The organism is Litchfieldia sinesaloumensis (assembly GCF_900156865.1).
Taxonomy (GTDB): Bacteria; Bacillota; Bacilli; order Bacillales; family Bacillaceae_L; genus Ferdinandcohnia; species Ferdinandcohnia sinesaloumensis.
Map to the genome: position 1 here is coordinate 279,385 of NZ_LT732529.1, position 23,447 is coordinate 302,831.

Annotated in this window: 17 protein-coding genes; 16 read left to right on the forward strand and 1 reads right to left on the reverse strand. The window is 37.8% G+C overall.

The window, feature by feature from the left end:
- Nucleotides 1-140: 140 nt before the first annotated feature.
- A complete protein-coding gene (locus CZ490_RS01375) occupies nucleotides 141-671 on the forward strand; it encodes a competence protein ComK (protein ID WP_077617196.1) in 531 nt (176 codons plus the stop codon).
- Between the two features lie 56 nt (nucleotides 672-727).
- Here the strand turns inward: CZ490_RS01375 and CZ490_RS01380 are convergent, their stop codons facing one another.
- Complete coding sequence (locus tag CZ490_RS01380) at nucleotides 728-1,093, reverse strand: YhjD family protein (protein WP_077617197.1); 366 nt, start codon at nucleotides 1,091-1,093, stop codon at nucleotides 728-730.
- Nucleotides 1,094-1,260: 167 nt separating this feature from the next.
- Here CZ490_RS01380 and CZ490_RS01385 point away from each other — a divergent pair, with 167 nt between their 5' ends.
- The 15 genes from CZ490_RS01385 to CZ490_RS22585 all read left to right on the forward strand — a co-directional run bounded on the left by CZ490_RS01385 (nucleotide 1,261) and on the right by CZ490_RS22585 (nucleotide 23,315).
- Nucleotides 1,261-3,252, forward strand: coding sequence for a S9 family peptidase (locus CZ490_RS01385; protein WP_077617198.1), 1,992 nt, complete (start codon nucleotides 1,261-1,263; stop codon nucleotides 3,250-3,252).
- A gap of 152 nt (nucleotides 3,253-3,404) precedes the next feature.
- The gene (locus CZ490_RS01390; protein WP_077617199.1) at nucleotides 3,405-4,025 is read left to right on the forward strand and encodes a TVP38/TMEM64 family protein; all 621 of its coding nucleotides are present in this window, start codon (nucleotides 3,405-3,407) and stop codon (nucleotides 4,023-4,025) included.
- 26 nt (nucleotides 4,026-4,051) lie between these two features.
- Nucleotides 4,052-4,612 carry a signal peptidase I gene (lepB, locus tag CZ490_RS01395; RefSeq protein ID WP_077617200.1) on the forward strand — a complete coding sequence of 187 codons (561 nt, stop codon included), beginning with the start codon at nucleotides 4,052-4,054 and terminating at the stop codon, nucleotides 4,610-4,612.
- Nucleotides 4,613-4,733: 121 nt separating this feature from the next.
- Complete coding sequence (locus CZ490_RS01400) at nucleotides 4,734-7,970, forward strand: AfsR/SARP family transcriptional regulator (protein ID WP_077617201.1); 3,237 nt, start codon at nucleotides 4,734-4,736, stop codon at nucleotides 7,968-7,970.
- 251 nt (nucleotides 7,971-8,221) lie between these two features.
- Nucleotides 8,222-9,445, forward strand: a complete 1,224-nt coding sequence (locus CZ490_RS01405) for a substrate-binding domain-containing protein (RefSeq protein WP_407639798.1) — start codon at nucleotides 8,222-8,224, stop codon at nucleotides 9,443-9,445.
- 70 nt (nucleotides 9,446-9,515) lie between these two features.
- Nucleotides 9,516-10,283: an ABC transporter ATP-binding protein gene (locus CZ490_RS01410; protein WP_077617203.1), complete on the forward strand. Its 768-nt coding sequence runs from the start codon at nucleotides 9,516-9,518 to the stop codon at nucleotides 10,281-10,283.
- Nucleotides 10,267-10,974: an ABC transporter ATP-binding protein gene (locus tag CZ490_RS01415; protein WP_077617204.1), complete on the forward strand. Its 708-nt coding sequence runs from the start codon at nucleotides 10,267-10,269 to the stop codon at nucleotides 10,972-10,974. The genes CZ490_RS01410 and CZ490_RS01415 overlap by 17 nt, the downstream gene beginning before the upstream one ends.
- A gap of 28 nt (nucleotides 10,975-11,002) precedes the next feature.
- Nucleotides 11,003-11,863, forward strand: coding sequence for a branched-chain amino acid ABC transporter permease (locus CZ490_RS01420; RefSeq protein WP_077617205.1), 861 nt, complete (start codon nucleotides 11,003-11,005; stop codon nucleotides 11,861-11,863).
- A gap of 4 nt (nucleotides 11,864-11,867) precedes the next feature.
- Nucleotides 11,868-12,875 carry a branched-chain amino acid ABC transporter permease gene (locus CZ490_RS01425; RefSeq protein WP_077617206.1) on the forward strand — a complete coding sequence of 336 codons (1,008 nt, stop codon included), beginning with the start codon at nucleotides 11,868-11,870 and terminating at the stop codon, nucleotides 12,873-12,875.
- A gap of 12 nt (nucleotides 12,876-12,887) precedes the next feature.
- On the forward strand, nucleotides 12,888-13,067 hold the full coding sequence (locus CZ490_RS01430; protein WP_077617207.1) for a hypothetical protein: 180 nt from the start codon (nucleotides 12,888-12,890) through the stop codon (nucleotides 13,065-13,067).
- A 4-nt stretch (nucleotides 13,068-13,071) separates the two neighbouring features.
- Nucleotides 13,072-14,088 (forward strand): 3-oxoacyl-ACP synthase, encoded by a 1,017-nt coding sequence (locus CZ490_RS01435; RefSeq protein ID WP_407639799.1) that lies wholly within the window; start codon nucleotides 13,072-13,074, stop codon nucleotides 14,086-14,088.
- A complete protein-coding gene (gene phaZ, locus CZ490_RS01440; protein WP_077617209.1) occupies nucleotides 14,088-14,999 on the forward strand; it encodes an intracellular short-chain-length polyhydroxyalkanoate depolymerase in 912 nt (303 codons plus the stop codon). Before CZ490_RS01435 ends, phaZ begins: the two co-directional genes overlap by 1 nt.
- Complete coding sequence (gene fabG, locus CZ490_RS01445; RefSeq protein WP_077617210.1) at nucleotides 14,996-15,733, forward strand: 3-oxoacyl-ACP reductase FabG; 738 nt, start codon at nucleotides 14,996-14,998, stop codon at nucleotides 15,731-15,733. Before phaZ ends, fabG begins: the two co-directional genes overlap by 4 nt.
- Before the next feature lie 409 nt (nucleotides 15,734-16,142).
- The gene (locus CZ490_RS01450; RefSeq protein WP_077617211.1) at nucleotides 16,143-17,645 is read left to right on the forward strand and encodes an acyl-CoA synthetase; all 1,503 of its coding nucleotides are present in this window, start codon (nucleotides 16,143-16,145) and stop codon (nucleotides 17,643-17,645) included.
- A gap of 288 nt (nucleotides 17,646-17,933) precedes the next feature.
- Nucleotides 17,934-23,315 (forward strand): 5'-nucleotidase C-terminal domain-containing protein, encoded by a 5,382-nt coding sequence (locus CZ490_RS22585; protein ID WP_234987149.1) that lies wholly within the window; start codon nucleotides 17,934-17,936, stop codon nucleotides 23,313-23,315.
- Nucleotides 23,316-23,447: the final 132 nt, after the last annotated feature.

Sequence of the window (23,447 nt, forward strand, 5' to 3'; positions counted from 1 at the left end):
CATTTTAAAAAGAAATCCACTTTTTTTGTGAACAATTTATGAACCATTTGTGAACTATCTGGTTATAAATACCTAGGAGTGCTAATATGAAAATGCTTCCATTAGTTTAAAAATTAAAATAATTTTAAGGAGATGAATAAATGGAAAATAAGGAAACGAATTATTTGCTGGAATATGAAATTAACCCGGACACAATGGCGGTACTCCCTATTGAAGATGGTAAGAATACCTGTTCAAGAGTACTCGAAGTAGAAGGTGAATATATTGTAGCCATGAAGCCGACTGAGATTGTAGACAGGAGCTGTCGTTATTTTGGAAGCTCACTTAAGGGCCGACAAGAAGGGACTCGTGAAATAATGGGAGTTACCCATAAAGCGCCAATTATTGTTGAGGCCTCCAATAAAATTTTTTTGTTTCCGACTACCTCTCCAACGAAGCTAGATTGCGCTTGGCTCTCACATAATTATGTTTCGGAGTGTAGCTTTAGCCAATATGAGAGTACGACTGTTATCTTTACAAATAAGCAAGCCATCCAATTGCAAATTTCGAAAGGCTCCTTCCAAAATCAACTTCATAGAACTGCCCAATTGCGGACCATCGTTACGAATAGAATGGATAAGTCCAGAAAACGCATTAAATTTGTCTTAAATCCCCAAACAAATGAGAGTTAACCTAGAGTTACTAATTAAATGAAGTCGTATAAAGGATAGTTGTAATTACAATATCTCTACTCAATGACATTTTTCTGGACGAAATAGGATTCTAGAAGCTGTTGAACTTCATTTCGGATCCGTGGGTTAAAATAATTATGCTCCTCTTCATAGCCTCGGTACATGAATGAAAATAAGGTAAATGCCTCATCTCTTTGTTTTTCATAAACCTTCATATTTTTCTTTTTCATCTGTTGTTTGATTGTATAGAGATCTTTTTGAACCATCTTCATTGTATGCTCAATTAGATGGAGATACGGTTTTTTTAACTTAAAGCTAGCGGTTTCGATTGCTGATAGATCCCGATTAAGAATCGTAAGGACCATTGGTAAGAAGATGGCTTTTTCAAAAATATTACGATCATCTTCAGGTATTCTTGTCATCATTATCCCTTCTTTTAAGAACGTATGTTTGTATATATGATATAATATTTTTTAAGAAGAATCAAGAATGGTGAAGGAGAATTTATTTCTGTTGTCGAAATACTTTTATAGTAGTACAAAATACCACAAGACTACTTTGCCAATACTGAAATAAAGGACGGAGAAGAATGACGTACAAAAAGACACGAGGAATTACTGCAGAGGATTTATATGAATTAAAAACAGTCAATGACCCACAATTTTCTCCAGACGGAGATAGGTTCGTATTTGTAGAGACAGAAATTAATAAGGACAAGCATGAGTATAACTCACATTTATATGTTGGGACAGTAGATGGGACAATCACTCAGTGGACATTTGGAGATGTCAGGGACGGATCGCCACGCTGGTCGCCGGATGGTAAGAAGATTGCATTTGTATCAAATCGCTCTGGGAAACAGCAAATTTATTGTATCAATGCTAATGGTGGTGAACCAAAACAACTTACATATTGTGTGAATGGAGCACGAAACCCAATCTGGTCACCAGATGGTAAGCAAATTTTGTTTGTAACTTCTTTAGGACCAGATGAAAGCATCTCAGATAAAGAAAAGAAGAAAAAAGATGAGGATGAGAAAAAGCTAGAGCCTTTGGTTGTCGAACGAATCCGGTATAAATCTGATGCAGCAGGGTTTCTAGATAATAAGAACCAACATCTTGCTGTAATAGATGTGTCAACTGGTGCAGTAGAGCAATTAACATCTGGGGAGTATGATTACACTGCTGGCTGTTGGTCACCAGATGGTACGCAAATTACATTCGTTGGAGATATCAGTGAGGAGTCAGATTACAATCTGATTTCTGATGTATATGTGATGTCAGTAAGTGATAAAAGGTATCAAAAAATAACTGCTAGCACAGGTAGTTTTGGTAACCCTTCATGGTCACCTGATGGTAAGTTCATTGCATTAATTGGACATGAACAAGAATTTGCTGGAGCAACTTTACCAAAAGTTTGGCTATATACTGTTGAAAGTGCTGAACTCACTTGTTTAACAAGTGAATTAGATGCATATGTTGGCGATTGTGTTGCTGCTGATTTTCAGTTAGGAGCATCGAATTCCGGTGTCATTTGGAACGAGGATAGTAGAAGTTTTTACTTCATTTTATCGAATCATGGTAGTACAGGGGTTTATTATGGATCGATTGAAGGTGAAGTGTATCCATCCTTATTTGAAAATCAGCACGTATTCGCCTTGACTGTGAACAATCATAAAGCTGTTGTTGGGATCAGTAAACCAACAGAGCCAGGGGATTTATATCATCTGGATTTAAGTACAGGTGAATTAAACCAACTTACTAAAGTAAATGAGTCATTTTTACAGGAAGTTGAATTGTCAGATGCAGAACCATTTACATTCCAGGCACCAGATGGCTGGGAAATCAATGGTTGGGTAATGAAACCAGTCGGTTATGAAGAAGGTAAAAAGTATCCGACTATTGTTGAAGTACATGGTGGTCCTCATGCTATGTATGCCAATACCTATTTTCATGAGTTTCAAGTGTTAACAAGTAAAGGATTTGCAGTTGTTTTCACAAACCCTCGCGGAAGTCACGGCTATGGACAGCAATTTGTAGATGCTGTTCGAGGTGATTATGGTGGTAAAGATTATTTAGATGTAATGGCAGCAACAGATTATGCTGTCCGTCATTTTGATTTTGTTGATGAAACCAAACTTGGAGTGACAGGCGGAAGCTACGGTGGATTCATGACGAATTGGATTGTTGGACATACAAATCGTTTTAAAGCAGCAGTTACACAACGTTCTATTTCGAACTGGCTTAGCTTCTATGGAGTAAGTGATATTGGCTACTTCTTTACTGAGTGGGAATTAAAAGGGAATCTTCTCGAAGATGCTGAAAAACTATGGAATCATTCACCACTAAAATACGTCGGGAACGTGGAAACTCCTTTACTAATCATCCATGGTGAGCGTGATTTCCGCTGCCCAATCGAACAAGCGGAACAATTTTATGTGGCATTAAAGCATCAAAAGAAACCAACAAAATTTGTACGGTTCCCAGGTGCTAATCATGAATTATCAAGAAGTGGGAATCCTAAGCTTAGAGTATCACGACTAAATCATATTAAAGGTTGGTTTGTGGAATATCTCGGATAAGAGTTTGAAAGGCACTAGTGTTCCAAACTAGTGTCTTTTTCTATATCATTTGTGTATTTTTTTTGGTAGTAATGCCCAAATGGGTGTACAATATTATGTAATACTAAATTGAGCATCTGCATAGGTGGAATTGATTTTCTGAGGGGATACATATGGATATAGAAATGATAAAAGAACTAATTACATTGAAAAATATCGAAGAGTTACTAGGGGAATACCGTTCGTTTGGTCCGTTACCTGGAATTCTGCTTCCAATGTTAGAGGCGTTCCTTCCGTTTCTACCACTAGTTGCATTTGTTGTTGCCAATGCAAATGCGTTTGGACTTTGGCTTGGTTTTTTATACTCCTGGGTTGGTGCTATTGGTGGTGCTCTTCTGGTCTTTTTCTTAGTCCGTAAATATGGTCAAAAACGATTCTTCTCGTTTGTTAGTCGCCACAAAAAAGTGAAAGGTCTCATTAACTGGGTAGAACGGCATGGATTTGGCCCATTATTTCTTCTGTTTTGTTTTCCATTTACTCCTTCAGCGGCGATTAATTTAGTTGCAGGATTATCAAGGGTTAGTACAGCACAATTTGTTTTAGCTGTTTTATGTGGAAAATTAGTAATGATATTCACCATTAGTTTCATAGGCTATGATATACGAGCACTTATTCAACAACCAGTACGAACCATTATAGTAGCAATTATTATTTTTGTACTATGGATTGTTGGTAAAAGAGTAGAGGCATGGTTAAAGGTAAAGCCAAATCTCCTTAAAGAAGATGAGGCTTAGAAGCTAAAAACGAAGGGGGAGTTGGGATGGAAGAAGCCAAACATGTAAAAAAACAGAATTTTTCCTTTATAAAATCAATAGGTATCAGTTTGATTATTGTTGTGTTTTTACGAACCTTCTTTTTTACAAACTACATTGTCGAAGGTGAATCGATGATGCCCACTCTTGAAGACGGGAACCTATTAATGGTAAACAAGATTGGCATCAAAATAGGGGAACTCGAACGCTTTGATATTGTAGTTTTTCACAAAAACAAAGATGAGGATTTTGTAAAAAGAGTAATCGGATTGCCAGGTGATCACATCGAATATAGGGACGACAACCTATATGTTAATGGAAAAGGTATATCTGAACCCTATTTGAAGGATTTTAAGGATGCGTTATTCGTTGGTCAATTAACAGGAGATTTCACCCTTGAGGAAATAACAGGGGAATCAATTGTGCCTGAAGATCATATATTTGTAATAGGGGATAACCGTCTGGACAGCTGGGACAGCCGCCATTTTGGGTTCATAAAGATGGAACAGGTTGTTGGAAAGGTAAATATAAAATACTGGCCGTTTGATAAAATGGGAATTTTAGATTAAGGCAGCACTTATCTATTTACTATAAAGTACATCTCAGAAGAACTCAGCCGATATTCGAGTTCTTTTTTTGTTTCAATATGATAAAATAGTAGCAAAATTACAAAAGAGAGGAGGTTATGTAATGAGTGCCAAAATAGAAGTTCTCCAGACAAAAATAACGCCACCGAATGTAAAGGACACAATTTTAAGAAGACCTGTGTTAATGAAAAAAATGAAAACGATTCCATTCTATCCGCTAACCATTTTGCATTCGGGAGCAGGTTATGGGAAAACGACGGCACTTGCATCCTACATTCATGATCAAAAGAGTTTTTCATGCTGGTATAGTGTTGGAATAAACGATGATGATATTATCCCTTTTTTAACTTATATGGTTTATGCCATTCGCAAAAACTTCCAGGGTTTCGGAACGGAGCTCCTGCTTTATGTTGAAAATATTGAACGTTATGTACGAGATGAAGAAATACGAACCCTTTGTTCTTTATTTATAAATGAAATAACAATACTTGGGAGAAATGTCATGCTCGTTATTGATGACTACCATCTCATTCAGCATTCATCCGCAATTGATCAATGGATGACGTGGTTGATTCAACATCTTCCCCAAAATTTAAATCTCGTCATCTCAGGGAGGCTCAAACCGAACTGGGGTTTTCTCACATCTATGAACTTGAAAGGTGAACTTCAAGAGATTAAGCAGAGTGATCTAATGTTTTCATTTGACGAGGTAGAAGTGCTCTTAAGCGATTTGTACGAAGGGGATATGGCTGAAAAAGATATAGAAAGAATATATTCATTAACGGAAGGGTGGATTATTGCTATTGGGATGATTCGGCAGCAACTATCATCTGATAGTGGAATAGAGTCGATTCTCAATAATAAATCGAAATCTCTTGATGAATTATTTCGATTCCTAGCGATGGAAGTATTTATGAAACAGCCCCCAATGATTCAGCAATTTCTAGAAAATACTTGTATTTTTGAAGAATTAAATGGAAAGGTGTGCGATGAAGTTTTAGGGATTAGAGGCTCCAGTGAGATGTTAAAGGAGCTTTCCGAACACAACCTTTTTTTACTTTCCATCGGTGAAGGACAGTACCGCTATCATGCTCTTTTTAAAGAGTTTCTTGAGCAACGACTATTTTCAATTAATGAACGTCATTTTTATAATCTACATATTCAAACGGCTAGATTTTATCAGAGAATTGGAGATTTTAATCAAGCGATTTATCACCTTGAAGCAACCGAGGATTTTGAGAGAATAGCAGAAATCCTTCATCATTATGGAGAAAAGATGATTCAGAATGGTCAGCTTGTCGGCGTACTTGAACGGATTAAGAATATTCCTGAAGCTCTTATGGACCATTATTATCTCCTATGGCTTTATAAAGGAGAAGCATTGAGATATCGTTGCTCCTATAAAGAAGCTGAAGATTGTTACATAAAAACAATTGATTTAGCTAAATCAGCTAGGGATTTACAGGGGTTAAGTAGAGCTTATGAAGGACAAGCGAGAATCTATCTAGATACCATTCAGCCTGGCAAAGCCGAGCGTTACTTATTGCAGGCAATTGAAGCGCTTGAAGAAAATGTGGCCTCCTCAAGTGAGGATAAAAGTAGGGTCTATCAATTGATGGCTGAAAACCTTGCAAATGCTGGCCAGGCAAATAAGGCACAAAAATGGTATGAAAGAGGGAAAGACTTAAATATTCCACTTTTAGATGGAAACTTGGAATCAAGATTATATTTACGGACTGGTAAACTTGTAGAAGCTAAGAGAATTTTATCTCAAAAAAAAGTTACCGAACAAAATCAAAAGACCATTCATTTACAACAATCTCATCGAGAAACGGATCTATTGTTATCATTAATCGAGTCATTTATGGGAAACGGGCAGGCGGCTAAGGAGCTTGCCGAGGCTGGGATAAAACAAGGGGTACAATTTCAAGCACCGTTTGTTGAAGCCTGCGGGTGGATACGTATGGGGCATGCAGTCCAATTACTAGAGAAATATGATACGTCATTAGCAACCCAATGTTACGAAACAGCTCTTGAAATTATGGATGAAATAAACGTTTCAAGGGGAAAAGCAGAACCATTGATGGGGCTATGTCTTCTTTATGGAAATAAAGGTTTATATGATCGGGCTATTGAATTTGGCAATAAAGCATTGGATGAAACTGAAAAAGTGAAGGATGCATGGCTGTCAGCGATGATTTTATTATGTATGGGGATGTCTGCCGTTCACAATGAACGATATAACGAAGCCAATATGTATCTTAAAAGATGTGAAGCCCTGTATACAAACTGTGGAGATCAATATGGTATCGTCCTAACACAGCTGTGGTTATCATTTCTATATTATTACGAGAAGAATCATGATGCATTTATAGAGTCTATTACAATTTTTTTAAAGAAAATGCAGGTTGGAGGTTATGATTTTATCCTAACAAAGCGAACCGCCTTTGGTCCGCTAGACTTATATAATGTTGTTCCTCTATTACTAGAAGCACAAAAGGAAGGTATTCATCTTCCATATGTAAATCAGCTGCTAAATGCTTTGGGCTATTCGAATATTACCTCGCATCCTGGATACACTTTACGAATTAAGTCGTTAGGTGGATTTCAAGTGTGGTTGGGAAATCAAGAAATAGAAGAATCTGATTGGCAACGTGGCAAGGCAAAAGAATTACTTGAGCTTTTTGTCACAATGCGGAACACAATGGTAGCTCGTGAAGAAATTTTTGCGTGCCTTTGGCCTGAACATAGCGAGTTAGCAGCGGCGCGAGATTTTAAGGTTGCCTTAAATGCATTAAACAATGTGTTGGAACCAAATCGTGTGGCTAGATCGACACCGTTTTTTATTAAGCGTATTGGGTCATCTTATGGGTTGAATAAGCAAGCTGGCTATCAGCTTGATATAATTGAATTTGAAGAATGGATTCATGCTGGCTTGCACGAAAAGTCTACTGAGCAAATTATTAAATTTTTAAAGCAGGCTCTAGCATTCTATGAAGGTGATTATTTACCTAACCGAAAATATGAAGACTGGTGTCTTAGTGAACGGGAACGACTACAGGTATTATTTTTACGAGGTGCAGAGCGTATTGCACAAGCATTTGTTCAAACGGAGGAATTTGATGAAGCCATCTTTTGGTGTGAACAAATCCTTACAAAAGATCGGACATGGGAAGAGGCATATCGCTTGTTGATGTTCTGTTATTACCATAAAAACAACCGTCCCCAAGCAATAAAGTGGTACAAAAAATGTGTATCTGCATTGGAGGATGAGCTAGGGGTTACTCCGATGCAACCAACCAAGCAAGTGTACGAAATGGTTCTTCAATCATCAAAATAAAATTAAAATTCCAGAGGCTGGAGCTACAGAAAATTGTAGTTCCAGCCTTTTAAATATATTTAAGGTTGGACAGGCATAAAGTGAAGTAGAAGATTTTAAAAAGAAATAATGATGTACCATAACCTCAAGTACATAATCAATATCTTCGTGTAACTCAGTTGTAACTGCCCTCAAGTACGATGAATGCAAAGGTTTTATAGTTTCAACGAAAAAAGGGGGAAGGGAAATTGAAAAGAATCTCATTTCGAAAAATGCTTTTTCTAAGCTTGCTGACCATGCTTATGGTTGTTGCAGCTGCTTGTAACTCAGACTCTTCTAATACAAAAGAAGAGGGGAGTCCAGGATCCGATGGTTCAAGTGAAGAAAAAAAGGAACCAATTAAAATTGGCGTACTTGCTTCATTAAGTGGAGGTCTTGAGTCCTATGGAAAGCAAACAACACAAGGATTTGAACTAGGTCTTGAATATGCAACAGACGGAACAATGGAAGTGAACGGTCAAGAAATTCAATTTTTCATAGAAGATACAGAGACTAAACCAGAGGTTGCCATACAAAAGGCAACAAAGTTAATTGAGGAAGACGGAGTTGATTTTTTAGTAGGCTCATCAAGCTCAGCTGATACTTTAGCAGTACTTCCTCTAGCAGAGGAGTATGAAAAAATTATGATTGTTGAGCCAGCTGCAGCCGATAGTATTACAGGTGCAGATTGGAACAAGTATATATTCAGAACAGCCCGTAACTCTTCACAAGATGCGGTTGCTGGAGCAGCTGCAATTGCAAAAGAAGGGGTAAAAATTGCAACACTTGCACCTGACTATGCATTCGGACGTGACGGAGTTGCAGCCTTTAAGGAAGCAGCGGAGAACTTAGGAGCTGATATTATTCACGAAGAGTATGCAGATCCTTCTGCAACAGACTTTACATCTAATATTCAAAAGATTATTGAAGCAAAGCCTGATTATTTATTTGTTGTGTGGGCGGGAGCAAACTCGCCGTGGAACCAGATTGCGGATATGAAAGTACAAGAAAATGGCATCAAAATATCAACTGGTGCTCCGGATATCCCAGCGCTAGCAACAATGAATGCATTAATTGGAATGGAAGGATTCACAGTATATTATCATGGTCTTCCAGAAAATGATTTGAACGATTGGTTAGTTGAAAAGCATAAAGAAAAGTTTAATGGAGAGGTGCCAGACCTATTTACTCCTGGTGGAATGACTGCTGCATTAGCCATTGTCGAAGCGATAAAAAAGACTGAAGGCGATACTGATGCAGATAAACTAATCGAAGCAATGGAGGGGATGAGTTTTGATACCCCTAAAGGCCAAATGACTTTCCGTGAAGAAGACCATCAAGCACTTCAAACGTTATATGCGATTCGACTAGAAGAGGTTGATGGTGTGGATTATCCTGTTCCAGTCTTAATGAGAGAGTTAAGTCCTGAGGAGACAGCGCCACCAATTCGTAATTAAATTCAAACAAAGAACTTCGGTAGTACTTTCTCTACCGAAGTTTCCTTTTAGAAAAAAGAGGTGAAAGTAAGTGAAGAATATTATCGAGACGAAAGATCTAACGATAGCTTTTGGAGGTCATGTTGCTGTTGATAAGGTGAACTTTACGGTTCCACAGGACCACTTCAAATCAATCATTGGACCAAATGGAGCGGGTAAAACGACTTTCTTTAATTTGTTAAGTGGTCAATTATCACCGACTCATGGCAACGTTTTTTTAAAGGGTGAAGACATTACAAAGTTGTCTCCAACTGCTCGTACTCGAAAGGGGATTGGTCGCTCCTTCCAAATTACAAATGTTTTCCCTAATCTAACAGTTCTAGAAAACGTTAGGTTAGCAGTTCAATCGGTATCTGGTGTTCGTTACCAGATGTTTAAGCATTTCCGTAAATATCGACAATTCGAAGAAAAGGCGTTACAGATTTTATCGCTTGTTCTTCTTGATAATAAAGCAGATGCCATCGCTAAAAATTTAGCACATGGTGAAAAACGAAAGTTAGAAATTGCAATGCTTCTAGCTTTAGAGACAGAGGTTTTACTACTTGATGAACCAACAGCTGGAATGTCGCTAGAGGAGGTCCCTGCAATTCTTGAAGTTATAAAAAAGATAAAAGCGGAAGGGAATCGAACTATCATTTTAATTGAACACAAAATGGATATGATTCTCGACCTATCAGATAGTGTGATGGTTTTATTTAATGGAAGATTACTGGCAGATGGAACACCTGAAGAAATTATGAACAATGAGACGGTTCAATCTGCTTATTTAGGGGGTCTGTACGATGACACTACATCTTAAAGTGGAAGGAATTGAAACGTTTATTGACCAGTTTCATATTTTACAAGGTGTTTCATTTGAGGCTCAAAAAGGAGAGGTTACTGTTCTATTAGGTAGAAACGGGGCAGGAAAGACAACTACATTAAGGTCCATTATGGGCCTCAATCCTCCAACAAAAGGTAGTATCGAATTTAATGGGGAAAACATTGCTGGTTTAGCTACCTATGATATTGCAGGCAAAGGGATAGGTTATGTTCCAGAGGACCAAGGAATTTTTGGTGAACTGACTGTAGAAGAAAATATGAAAGTTGCAATTAAAAGAGAAAATGAGGAAACCAAGGAACGTTTGGAATACATTTTAAACCTGTTTCCAGATTTAAAACAGTTTTGGAAGAGAAAAGGAGGTAATCTTAGCGGTGGTCAAAAGCAAATGCTCTCCATCGCAAGAGCGTATGTGAATAACAATGATCTTTTACTAATTGATGAACCTAGTAAGGGGTTAGCTCCTATTATCGTTGAAAAAGTTATGGAATCGATTCAAGAGATGAAGTCTAAGACAACAATTGTTTTGGTTGAACAAAACTTTATCATGGCTAGTACAATTGGGGATCGCTTTTTCATTATTGATGATGGGAGAATGGTACATCGTGGAGAAATGCAGGAGTTAAAGGAAAATGAACAACTCCGAAAACAATATTTAGGAATTGCCTAATAGTGTTGTAGATAGAGGAGGGGAATTTGTGGAAGCGATTATAAATTTAACAGTTAATGGACTTGCTACAGGTATGTTAATTTTCCTACTTGCAGCGGGATTAACGTTAATCTTTGGCCTAATGGATGTTCTAAATTTTGCTCATGGAGGCTTATTTGCTTGGGGGGCTTATGCAGGTGTATGGTCATACGGTCAGACTGGTAGTTTTCTAGTTGGAATCATAACTGCACTTATTACAGGTCTAGTCCTGGGCTTATTAATGGAAAAGTTTATTATCACCCCAGTGTACGGAAATCACATCCAGCAGATTTTAATTACGCTAGGGGTAATGATCGTTCTATCTGAAATGCTAAAGGTTGTTTGGGGACCTAATCAATTAAGTGCCAGAACACCGGAATATTTAAGTGGGAGTTGGGAGTTTGGAGGCATTATTCTTATTAAATATCGGCTATTTATTATTTTAATAGGTTTCCTCGTTTTCTTTTTAATTTACTATATCTTGAAAAATACAAAGATAGGATTAATCGTTCGTGCGGGGGTAATTAATAAGGAAATGGTCCAATCACTTGGGATAAATATTAAAAAGATTTTTATGCTCGTTTTTATGGTCGGTGCCGCAATGGCAGCTCTTGGTGGTGTCCTACTTGGACCCTATTCAGGGCAGATTTATGCAGAGATGGGTATGGAATTTGCCATTCTCGCTTTTATCGTAGTTGTCATAGGTGGAATGGGGAATATTACAGGTTCCTTGTTTGCAGCAATATTAGTAGGGTTATCAGGCTCCTATATGGCATACTATGTCCCCGAATTATCATTAGCAGTTAATATGCTACTGATGGCAGTTGTATTAATTTTTAGACCACAGGGCTTATTTGGAGCAAAGGGGTGAAGAAATGAGGCTTATTACTAGATCTACTAATGCCAATATTGTATACATTGCGGCAGCTGTGTTCCTGATTTGCTATCCATTTATCAATGACACTAGAAGTATATTAATCTTGTTTACACAAATTTTTATTTTTGCTGTGTTTGCAATGAGTTATGATATCTTACTTGGTTTTACAGGAATTGTTTCATTTGGGCATGCCATGTTTTTCGGAATAGGAGCATATACGACAGGTATTTTATTAAAAAGGTTTGAGCCAACATTGACGGTCTTTATTCTCTCCATTCTAATTGGGATGGTTCTAGCTGCCTTATTAAGTTATATAGTTGGTTTGCTTTCATTACGATTAAAGAGTCACTTTTATGCCATGCTTACACTTGCATTCTCAGGATTGTTTTTAGTAGCTGCTGAGAAATGGCGATCATTAACAGCTGGAAATGACGGATTTACGTTTCGCATCCCAGATGTTCTGAAAGACCGAATGACTTTGTATTTCATTACACTCAGTCTTATGATTGTTGTTTTTCTGCTATTAAAAAGATTTACAGAATCACCACTTGGTAGGGTACTTCAGGCAATCCGTGAAAATGAACCTCGAACAGAATCACTGGGCTATAATGTGATTCATTATAAAATAATTGCAAGTATCGTAGCTGGGGTTATCGCGAGTCTATCAGGTTCCATGTATGTACTAACACTTCGATTTGTTAACACATCTGTATTTGCACTTGATGTAACTTTAGATGCGCTTCTCATGACAATTATTGGAGGAGTAGGTACGCTAGTAGGCGCAATCATAGGTGCCGGGCTTATAGAATTTGCTCACCATTGGTTAACGGGGCTTGCGAAGGTTCACTGGATTTTTGAACGTTGGATGATTTTCTTTGGGATTTTATATATATTAGCTGTTATGTTCTTTCCGATGGGGATCGTCGGAACAGTTAAGACATGGTTGAGTAAAAGAAAAGGGACGAAAAAGGTAGTAAAAGACGATAATGAAAAAATAGCAGGCTAAGGAGCGAAGGCCATGAATGACAATCAAATCATTACCTCATTCGTTGTCCGCTGTTCCCTTATTGATGTTGATAACGGGACAATGAAAAAGCATTGGAGAATTAAAGTAAGTCATGTTCAAGGAGAAAATGAAATTGTGGTGGCTGATTTAGATGATGCTGTTCAGTTTATGAAGCGTGTAATAGAGGAGTGAACTTATTTTGCAATCAGTTGGAATTTTAAGTACTGGTGTATACATTCCTAAAAACTTTCTTACTGCAGAGGACATCTCAATAGAGAGTGGGATACCCAAGGACATCATCGAAAAAAAGCTAGGGATTCTGAGAAAGCCAATACCTGGACCAGAAGACCATACATGTGAGATGGGGATTAAAGCTGCAAGAAAGGCAATTCGAAAAGCGAATGTAGACCCACTTGAAATTGATTTAATTATTTATATTGGAGAAGAGCATAAAGAATATCCCATATGGACAGCTGCCATTAAAATGCAACAGGCATTAGGTGCGACAAATGCATGGGGCTTTGATGTTGCGATGCGTTGTGGAACAACAATTATGGCTTTGAAGGTTGCAAAGGCCATGATGAGTTCCGATGACTCTATAAAAACAGTATTACTTGCGGGTGGATATCGAAATGTAGATTTTATCGATTATGAGAATCCTAGAACACGGTTTATGTATAATCTTGGAGCGGGTGGGGGAGCTATCCTTTTACAAAAAGAGGTTAATAAAAATCATATTCTCGAAAGCGATATTATTACAGACGGGGCGTTTTCAGAAGACGTTGTTGTAGTAGCCGGGGGTACGAAGAATCCAATCACAAAGGAAGCGATAGAAAACAAATTAAATATGCTAGATGTTCTTGATCCGGAAGGGATGAAACTGCGACTTGAAGAAAAGTCGATGCAAACCTTTCTAAAGGTGATTCGAGCAGCAGTAAAAAGAAGTGGTTATTCAGAATCTGACATTGATTATTTAGCTATTCTTCATATGAAAAAATCAGCACATGATTATGTATTAAAGGAGTTAGGCCTTTCTCAAGAGCAGTCAATCTATCTAAATGAATATGGCCATATTGGTCAAATGGACCAAATACTTTCTATGGAATTAGCGGAAAAAAGCGGTAAAATAAAAGAAGGGGATCTTGTGGTATTAGTGAGTGCCGGTATAGGTTATGCGTGGGGTGCTACCGTAATTAAATGGGGGGATTGTTGATGGCTGCAGTTGAACAAAAATCTGTCAAACTAGCAAATGGAGAAACGCTGGGTTACCGCGAACGTGAGGGTGGAGATAAAATCATACTCCTTATTCACGGAAACATGTCCTCATCCAAGCATTGGGACGTTGTTATTGACCGTATTGACAGCGATTACAAGGTCTATGCGGTTGATATGAGAGGCTTTGGAATTTCTACCTATCATAAGCCTGTAAGTTCTATAAAGGACTTTTCTGATGATATTAAATTATTTGTTAATGAACTTGGACTATCCGATTTTACTATTGCTGGTTGGTCAACGGGTGGTGCTGTTGGAATGCAGTTCGTGGCGGATTATCCTGGACTTTGCTCAAAACTAATTTTACTTGCATCGGCCTCAACGAGAGGATATCCGTTTTTTGGGTTAGGTGCTGACGGTCAGATGGATTTTTCAAATCGCTTAAAGACAATGAGTGACATTCACAAAGATCTAGCTCGAACAATTCCAATCCAAACAGCCTACAACAAACGAGATAAGGATACGTTAAAAGCCATTTGGAATGCTGCTATTTACACGAAAAACCAACCAGAAGAAAGTCATTATGATGATTACCTCGAAGATATGATGACACAACGAAATCTAGCAGAAGTCTACTATTCTTTAAATACATTCAATATAAGTCATCATCACAACGGTTTAACCGCAGGGTCAGGGCTGGTTGACGCCATTAAAATTCCAGTTTTAGTATTGCGTGGAGATCGAGATTACGTAATAACAGAGAATATGGCAAAAGAAATTATGATGGATTTAGGAGATAATGCCACATTTGTTGAACTAGAAGATTGTGGACACTCCCCTTTGATTGACAATCTAGAATTATTGCTGCATGAAATAGAGAAATTTATGAAACAGAAGGAGCCTGCAAAATGAGATTGATAGATAAGGTAGCAGTCATTACAGGTGCGGCAAACGGGTTGGGTCTAGAAGCGGCTATAACTTTCGTGAGAGAAGGTGCAAAAGTTGCACTAGCAGACTATGACACAACCGGGGCTGAGAGAGCAAAGGAATTGAAAGAACAAGGTGCAGATGTTGAATTCTTTAAAGTTGATGTTGCAAACAGAGAAAGTGTTGATTTAATGGTCTCAGCAGTTATGGAGCGTTTTGGGAAGATTGATATTTTAATCAATAATGCAGGGATTACTCGAGATGCTATGTTGACGAAGCTATCTCAGGAGGATTTCCAAAAAGTAATCGATGTTAACGTAACGGGTGTTTTTAATTGCACCCAGGCGGTGGTCCCGCATATGATTTCAAACGGAAAAGGAAAGATTGTTAGTACCTCATCTGTAACGGGGGTTTACGGAAATGTGGGGCAAACAAATTATGCAGCTTCTAAAGCAGCTGTTGTTGGTATGACGAAAACATGGGCTAAAGAGCTTGGAAGAAAAGGGATTAATGTAAATGCTGTTGTCCCAGGGTTTATTGAAACAGGGATGGTTGCAGCAGTTCCAGAAAAGGTAATCAATCAAATGAAACAAATGATTCCTCTTCAGAGACTTGGAAAACCGTCAGACATCGCGAATGCCTATCTATATTTATCGTCTGATGAATCGGATTATGTGAATGGAACAGCCATCCATGTGGATGGTGGTATTATGATGTAAATTGTATTGGGCTGGGGACTGATTATTCAGTTCCTTTTTTGTTGTTTAGGGGGAAGCTTTCACCTGGATCTGAAGTATTTGGGTTATCTAGAAATTGGAGAGAAGGTGGCTTATAAGATTTATTTGATATCTAGTGCAAGCTAGTAGCGGTGTAACGTCCTCGTGGTATCCAAAAATTAGGCGAATGCAAGCCAAAAAAGCGGTGTAACGTCCTCGCATTATCCAGAAATTAGGAAAATGCAAGCTCACTATCCCGTTAAGCGTCCCTGCCTTATCCATATATTACGATGTTAGTAACACTCGACTACAGTTCAGCAACATTTTTCATTCCACACACTCTCCATGTAACTTCCATGTAACTCCAATCTACTATAGTTATGTTAGAACAAAGATGTAAGGAGAGATAGTTGTGAGGTGGGAACTGGATTGGATCGCAAATCGGGCTCGACTATCACCTGAGTCAATAGCTGTTGTTGACGGAGAAACGGGCAAACGCTTTACCTTTGAAGAGTTAAATAAACGTGCGGAAAATATTGCTTCATATATTCGTAAGATGGGCATAAAAAAAGGAGATCGGGTTGCACTTTTATCTCCAAATGATGTCAGTTATTTTGATTTGCTTTTTGCCTGTGGGAAAATTGGTGCTATTTTTGTACCGTTAAATTGGCGTTTATCAAGTGAAGAAATAAAGTATATACTATCGAACTCGTCACCTAAGCTTGTTGCATTATCAAGTCAATTTGATGAGTTGATTAAAGAAAAATCAACCTTGGAAATTGTTAAGATTGATTCAGAAGATTACCGTCAAATGACATATGCCTCAAATAATGCCTACGAACCAGCGGTATTCATACATGAAGATGATCCTTTAGCAATCATTTATACAGGTGGAACAACAGGTAAACCAAAGGGAGTAGTCCTTTCCCACCAATCAATCATGTGGAATGGATTAAATACAATTATAAGCTGGAATTTGACTGCTGAAGATGTAACATTAACCTATATGCCTATGTTCCATACGGGAGGACTTAATGCGTTATCAATTCCCATTTTGATGATGGGAGGAAAGGTCGTTATCGCCAATAACTTTGAACCTAAACGAGCGATTGACATAATTAATCAAGAAGGATGTACAGTCGTCTTACTTGTGCCAACGATGTACCACATGATGGTTAACACTCCATCATTCAAGGATGTAAGCTTTCCAACGATGCACACCTTTTTATCGGGAGGGGCACCATGTCCACTCGACATTTATCAGGCTTTTGAAGAAAAGGGATTATCTTTTAAAGAAGGTTATGGCTTAACCGAGGCAGGTCCAAATAATTTCTTTATTGATCCAAAGATTTCAAGATTTCGTAGGGGATCAGTTGGGAAAGCGATGTTTTATAATGATGTGAAAATCATTACTTCTGAAGGTAACGTAGCGAAGGCAGGAGAAGTTGGAGAACTTTTAATTCGCGGAAAACATCTATTCCATCACTACTGGAATAATCCGGATGCAACGAAGGAAGCATTCCGTGATGGATGGTTACATACCGGTGACTTAGCGAGAAGTGACGAGCAAGGCTATCATTACATCGTTGGGCGAAAGAAAGAAATGATTATTACCGGTGGAGAAAATGTATACCCTTTAGAGGTTGAACAATGCATCAGCAAACATCCCGCAATTAATGAAGTTGCTGTCATTGGTGTACCACATCAAAAGTGGGGAGAGATGGTGATTGCCATAGTCTCATTAATGCCAGAACAACAGATTTCAAAGGCTGAACTAATCGAATTCTGCAAAACAAAAATTGGTCATTATAAGGTTCCAAAGGAGTTTATTTTTATAGAGAATATCCCAAAAACACATGTTGGAAAAATTGATAAAAATCAATTGAAAAAAACGTACGAAGACCTAGTTGGTTAATAAGCAAACTAAGTTGAATCACGCACTTGTATCTATCAAAAAAATTTGATACCTAAAAAACGACTACTTTTGTCATTAGTAGTCGTTTTTTTGTTGTAGGAATAAATGAGTAGAAAAAAGAAAAACACCAACGTTTAAATAAGACTATTTACCTAACGTTCGTGTTTTATGCTAAAAATAAGTAAAACTTTTGTTTAGTTTTCGTAAATTTCATTGACCTACATTACTATTTGCCATTAATCTGTAGGCGTACCAAATTCTACTAAATCGAAGTGAGGGGAGAAAACTGTGAAAAAAGTCTTAGTAAGAAAAATACTATCAGTATTATTTGTTTTTAGCTTAATAGTTCCTAGTATACTATTGAACTTTGCACCTTCTGTAAGTGCTGCTGAAGAAAATGCAAGTGTAAATGAAGAACAGTCATATCTAACAGTTGCAGATGCGATAGCAAATAATACTGGGAAAGCTTCAGTGCAAGGGTATATTGTAGGAACAGCAATAAGTGGGAAAAACTACGATCAGGTTGAACCATTTACTATTGATACAAATCTAGGTTTAGCTGATGATCCAAACGAAAGTGATCCTACTAAAATCTTACCTGTACAGCTACCCAATAATAGTATTCGTACAGAATTAAACTTAGTTAATCATCCTGAAAATTTTCAAAAGAAGATAGTTATAACTGGGAATTTAGAGGCATACTTTGCTGTCCCTGGATTAAAAAGCCCATCATCTTTTGAATTTTTAGACGGTGATTCTGACCCAGGAGAACCTACTCCAGAACCTGAACAACCGACTGTAATCAGTATTGCTGATGCACGCGCGCAAGGAACTGGTAAAGCAGCAGTGAAAGGCATTGTAACTGCCGTTTTGAAAAATACAATTCATATCCAAGATGAGACGGCTGCAATTGCTGTTCGCCCAACATCATTAGATGTTCAACTTGGTGATGAAATCACAGTTAGTGGTTCATTACAAGAGTATCGAGGATTATTGCAATTAGATTCTGCAAAGATAATTGAAAAAACAGCAGAAAAAGGTGTACCTGCTCCAGTTGAATTAGCAGGGGCTAACGTTAATGAAGCAAATGAATCGAAATTGGCAATTGTAAAGAATGTTGAACTTGTAAATGTGAATGAAGGAAATGGATGGGCAAACTTTACAGCAAAAGCGGAAGATGGCTCTGAATTTTTAGTACGTGATGAAAATGGTTCATTAGATTTAGCTGTTGGAACTACTTATGATTCAATAACCGGTATTGTCCAACAATTTGATACAGACTATCAAATTATTCCTCGTGAACAAGCTGATATTGTAGTAGATGCAACAAAAGTTCAGCCAGTCAGTGCATCACATTCATCAGGCACAATTCCATCAGGAACTTCAGTCACGTTATCTACTACAACTGAAGGTGCAGACATTTACTATACAACAGATGGATCTACTCCATCAGTTGAGAATGGCCAGAAGTATAGTACAGCAATAAAGGTTGATCAAGATACTACAATCAAAGCAGTTGCTGTAAAAGAAGGTTTTACAACAAGCGAAGTAAAAGAATTTATTTATAAAGTTTACGACGCAAAAGAGATTAACATCCATGATATCCAGGGAGAATCTCATGAATCTCCACTAGCTGGAAAAACGGTTGAAAATGTGAAGGGTATCGTAACATATACTTATAAAATCGGTAGTGGTAACTATTTTCATATGCAAACCCCAGACGATCAAACGGATGATAGTCCAAGCACATCAGAAGGAATTGTCGTTTACACAGGGAATCAAGCAAACGTTGAACTTGGTAATCTAGTAAGTGTAACGGGTACAGTAGACGAGTACCATATTGATGGATACTATGATTCAAAACAAGAAACAGACCTATCTGTAACACAAATCAATGCAAGAGATGACCATGGTGGTGTGGTATCTATAATTGAACAGAAGGTTGAATTACCGGAGCCAATTAAAATTACTGAAGATAACCTTCCAAATCAGGTTATTGATAATGATAGTTTTGCGGAGTTTGACCCAGAAGAAGATGCAATTGATTTCTGGGAAAGCATAGAAGGTATGCTTGTTGAAGTTGGGACAGTTAAGGCTGTTGCGCCTCAAGAGCATGGAGATTTAATTACGGTTTTAGAAAATAGAAAAACAGATACAATCCATGGCGGAGTTTTATTTACTGAAGACAATGCTAATCCGGACCGTATCCAATTCAAATTATATGATAATAATGCTGCTAGAGATTTTGAAGTAGCTACAGGAGACAAATTTACTGGACCTATTACAGGTGTCGTTAACTATGGCTACCAAAATTATAAAATTTACGTAGATTTAGACGTAATGGAATCAAAGCATGTTGAGGGTGATACAAAACCTGAGACAACAACGATCGTTAAGGAAGATGATAAGCTTACCATTGCTTCTTATAATCTAGAAAACTTCTCTAATAATACGAAATCAACAACTAATGACAAAGCACAAAAACTTGCGAGAGCATTTGTTCAAGATATGGATAGTCCTGACATCATCGGTGTAACAGAAGTTCAAGATAATAATGGGCAAGATACAGGAGATTCAGCTGCGAATGAGAGCTATGAACGTTTAATTCAAGCAATTGTTACTGCTGGGGGACCTGAATATCAATATTTAAATATTGATCCTGTTAACAATCAAGATGGTGGAGCACCTAATGCAAATATCCGTGTTGGCTTCTTATATAACCCGGATCGTGTTTCTTTACCAGCAGATATTCCTGCAGGGGATGCGACTACCGCGGTGGGTTATAAGAATGGTCAATTAACGTATAATCCAGGTCGTATTGATCCTACAAACCCTGCATTTGACAATAGTCGTAAACCGTTAGCAGCACAATTTACTTTCCAAGGTGAAGATGTAGTTGTAATAGCAAATCATTGGAATTCAAAATCTGGTGATACTCCACTATTCGGTTCAACTCAACCGCCAGTACTGGAAAGTGAATTTCAACGTAAAAAAATTGCAAATATTGTTTATAATTTCGTAGAAGAAATCAAAACGGATAATCCGAATGCAAATGTTGTATCAGTTGGTGATTTTAATGATTACCAGTTCTCTGAGTCTCTTAAAATCCACGAAGGCGATTTAATGACAAATATGATTAACAAAGTGGACGAGAGTGACCGTTACACCTACCTCTACCAAGGAAATTCTCAGGTTCTAGATCATATTTTAGTTTCAAATAGATTAGTAGAGAACACGAAAATTGATATTCTTCATATTAATGCAGACTTTACTGACATGGCCGGACGTGCGAGTGATCATGATCCAGTGATGGTTCAAGTTGATTTAACAGCTGATATACCGACTGGTAAATTTGATCTTACTATTATGCACACAAATGACACCCACGGATCATTAGAAAATATGCCTAAAACAGTAACAGCGGTTAAAGAAGAAAGAGCTAAAGATCCGAATGCACTTCTTTTACACGGAGGGGATGCATTTACTGGAACGTTGTTTTTCAATGAATTCCAAGGTGAAGCAGACTTAGCTATGTTGAAGTTACTGGGCTTTGACGCGATGACCTTTGGTAACCATGAGTTTGACTTAGGTTCATCTGCAGAAGGACATCAAGCATTGGTTGACTTTGTAAGAGGAGCAAATTTCCCGTTTGTAAGTGCCAATGTAGATTTCTCAAAGGATGAAAAGTTCGATGGTATTTTCAATGATCATGTAGCAACGGTATTTGAACATGGACAAATTTACAACGGAATCATCAAAGAAGTAAATGGTGAGAAAGTAGGAATCTTCGGTTTAACAACGGAAGAAACTGCTGACATATCAAGTCCAGGTACGATTGAATTTGAAAACTATCTTGCTGAAGCTTCAAAAACTGTTAAAGCTTTTGAAGCACAAGGTGTAAACAAAATTATTGCGTTAACACATATTGGTTTTGACGATAATGCCGCTATTGATAATGACTTAACCCTAGCAGAAAAAGTAGAGGGAATTGACGTTATCGTTGGTGGACATAGTCATACAGCATTAGAGGAACCGGTAGTTGTTGAGGAAGATGAAACACCAACCATTATTGTTCAAACTGGTAATGCAAACAGCAACCTAGGTGTATTGGATGTAGTATTTGATGACAACGGGGTAGTGATTGAACATGAAGGAAAACTAGTTTCAATTGGCAGCCAAGAAGCTGATCCAGAGGCAACGGAAATCCTAGCACCATACAAAGCACAGGTTGACAAAGTAGCACAAGAAGAAATCGGGGTAACAACTCCGATTGAGCTGGAAAATCCACGTACAAATGGTGACGATACTAAACCAAGTGTACGAAGAAACGAAACAATCTTAGGAAATCTAATTACAGACGGAATGCTTGAAAAAGCAAGGGAATTCACAGGGCAGAATGTCGTAATGGCACTACAAAACGGTGGAGGTATCCGTGCAGCAATTGATGCTGGACCAATCACTGTTGGTGAAGTTATTACTGTACTACCATTTGGAAATACGCTAGCAACAATGGAATTGACAGGTGCTGAGCTAAAAGAAGCATTTGAAATTTCTGTAAGCAGATTCCCTGGAGAGAATGGAGGCTTCTTGCATGTTGCGGGTGGAAAGGTAGAATTCGATTCTTCTAAACCAGCGGGTGAACGTGTAGTTGAAGTTTACATTAGAGATACGAATGGAAACCTAATAGCGGTGGATGATCATTCAATGTATATCATAGCAACAAATGCCTTCACAGCTAAGGGCGGAGACGGCTATGATGTGTTTGCAAAAGCCTACGAAGAAGGTCGTGTAACGGACTTAGGACTTTCAGATTGGGAAAACTTCCGTGACCATTTAGTAAGTATTGGTAGTGAAGGAATACCTACTGAGATTGAAGGTAGAATCATAGATGTTCACACAACACCTGGTGAAGAAGAACCACCAAGTGAGGAAGAACCTCAAGTGATTGTTGTTACTCCAGAGGTTGAAAGAGGAAACAAATATGTAGTATCTGCAAATGATTTAGGCGATTTAAATGAGGGAGCAATTGTAAATGTTGTAGTTCCTGAAAAGAAAAATACAATATTTGTATCGTTGACTCAAGAAGCTATTGCGAAATTAAAAGAAGCAAATGCAACATTAATTATTTCAAATAATGTAGTAGATCTTCAAATCCCTGCTTCGATTTTACCTGATGGTGAAACAGAAATTAAAGTCCAGAAGGATAATCGTAAGGATGCTTTAGTTGCTTATGATTTTACAATTAAATCGGAAGGCAAAGGCTATCACAAGTTCAACGAAAGAGTCACAATGACTTTTACCGTTGACCCAAAGACTATGGATAATCCAAACAAAGTGAAGGTCTTCTATTGGAATCCAGATAAAAAGGAATGGGAATTGGTTGGTGGTGAGTATAAAGATGGTAAAATCACTGCCACTACTGATCACTTCAGTACCTTTGGGGTGTTAGAAGTTAATGCTGCACAAGGCACACCGGCACCTGAAGATAATGATTCGAAAAATGAATCAACTACGATAGAATCTGGTGAAAAGAGTTCTAATGAAGGCAGCAAGCTTCCAGATACCGCAACGAATAATGTTAATATGTTAGCAGTAGGTCTATTACTTATTCTTGTAGCAATCGGACTCCTCTATGTGAGCAGAAGAAAAAACGTAAAACAGATTGGATAATTAAATAAGTTGAGGGGATTGTGTCCCAATAATAATCTGCAGTGAGAAAAAGTACTTTTTTCTCACTGCTTTTCCCTTTGGACTATTTTTCCTGGATTTTGATACATTAGCGAAATGGAAATAAAGCCTGAT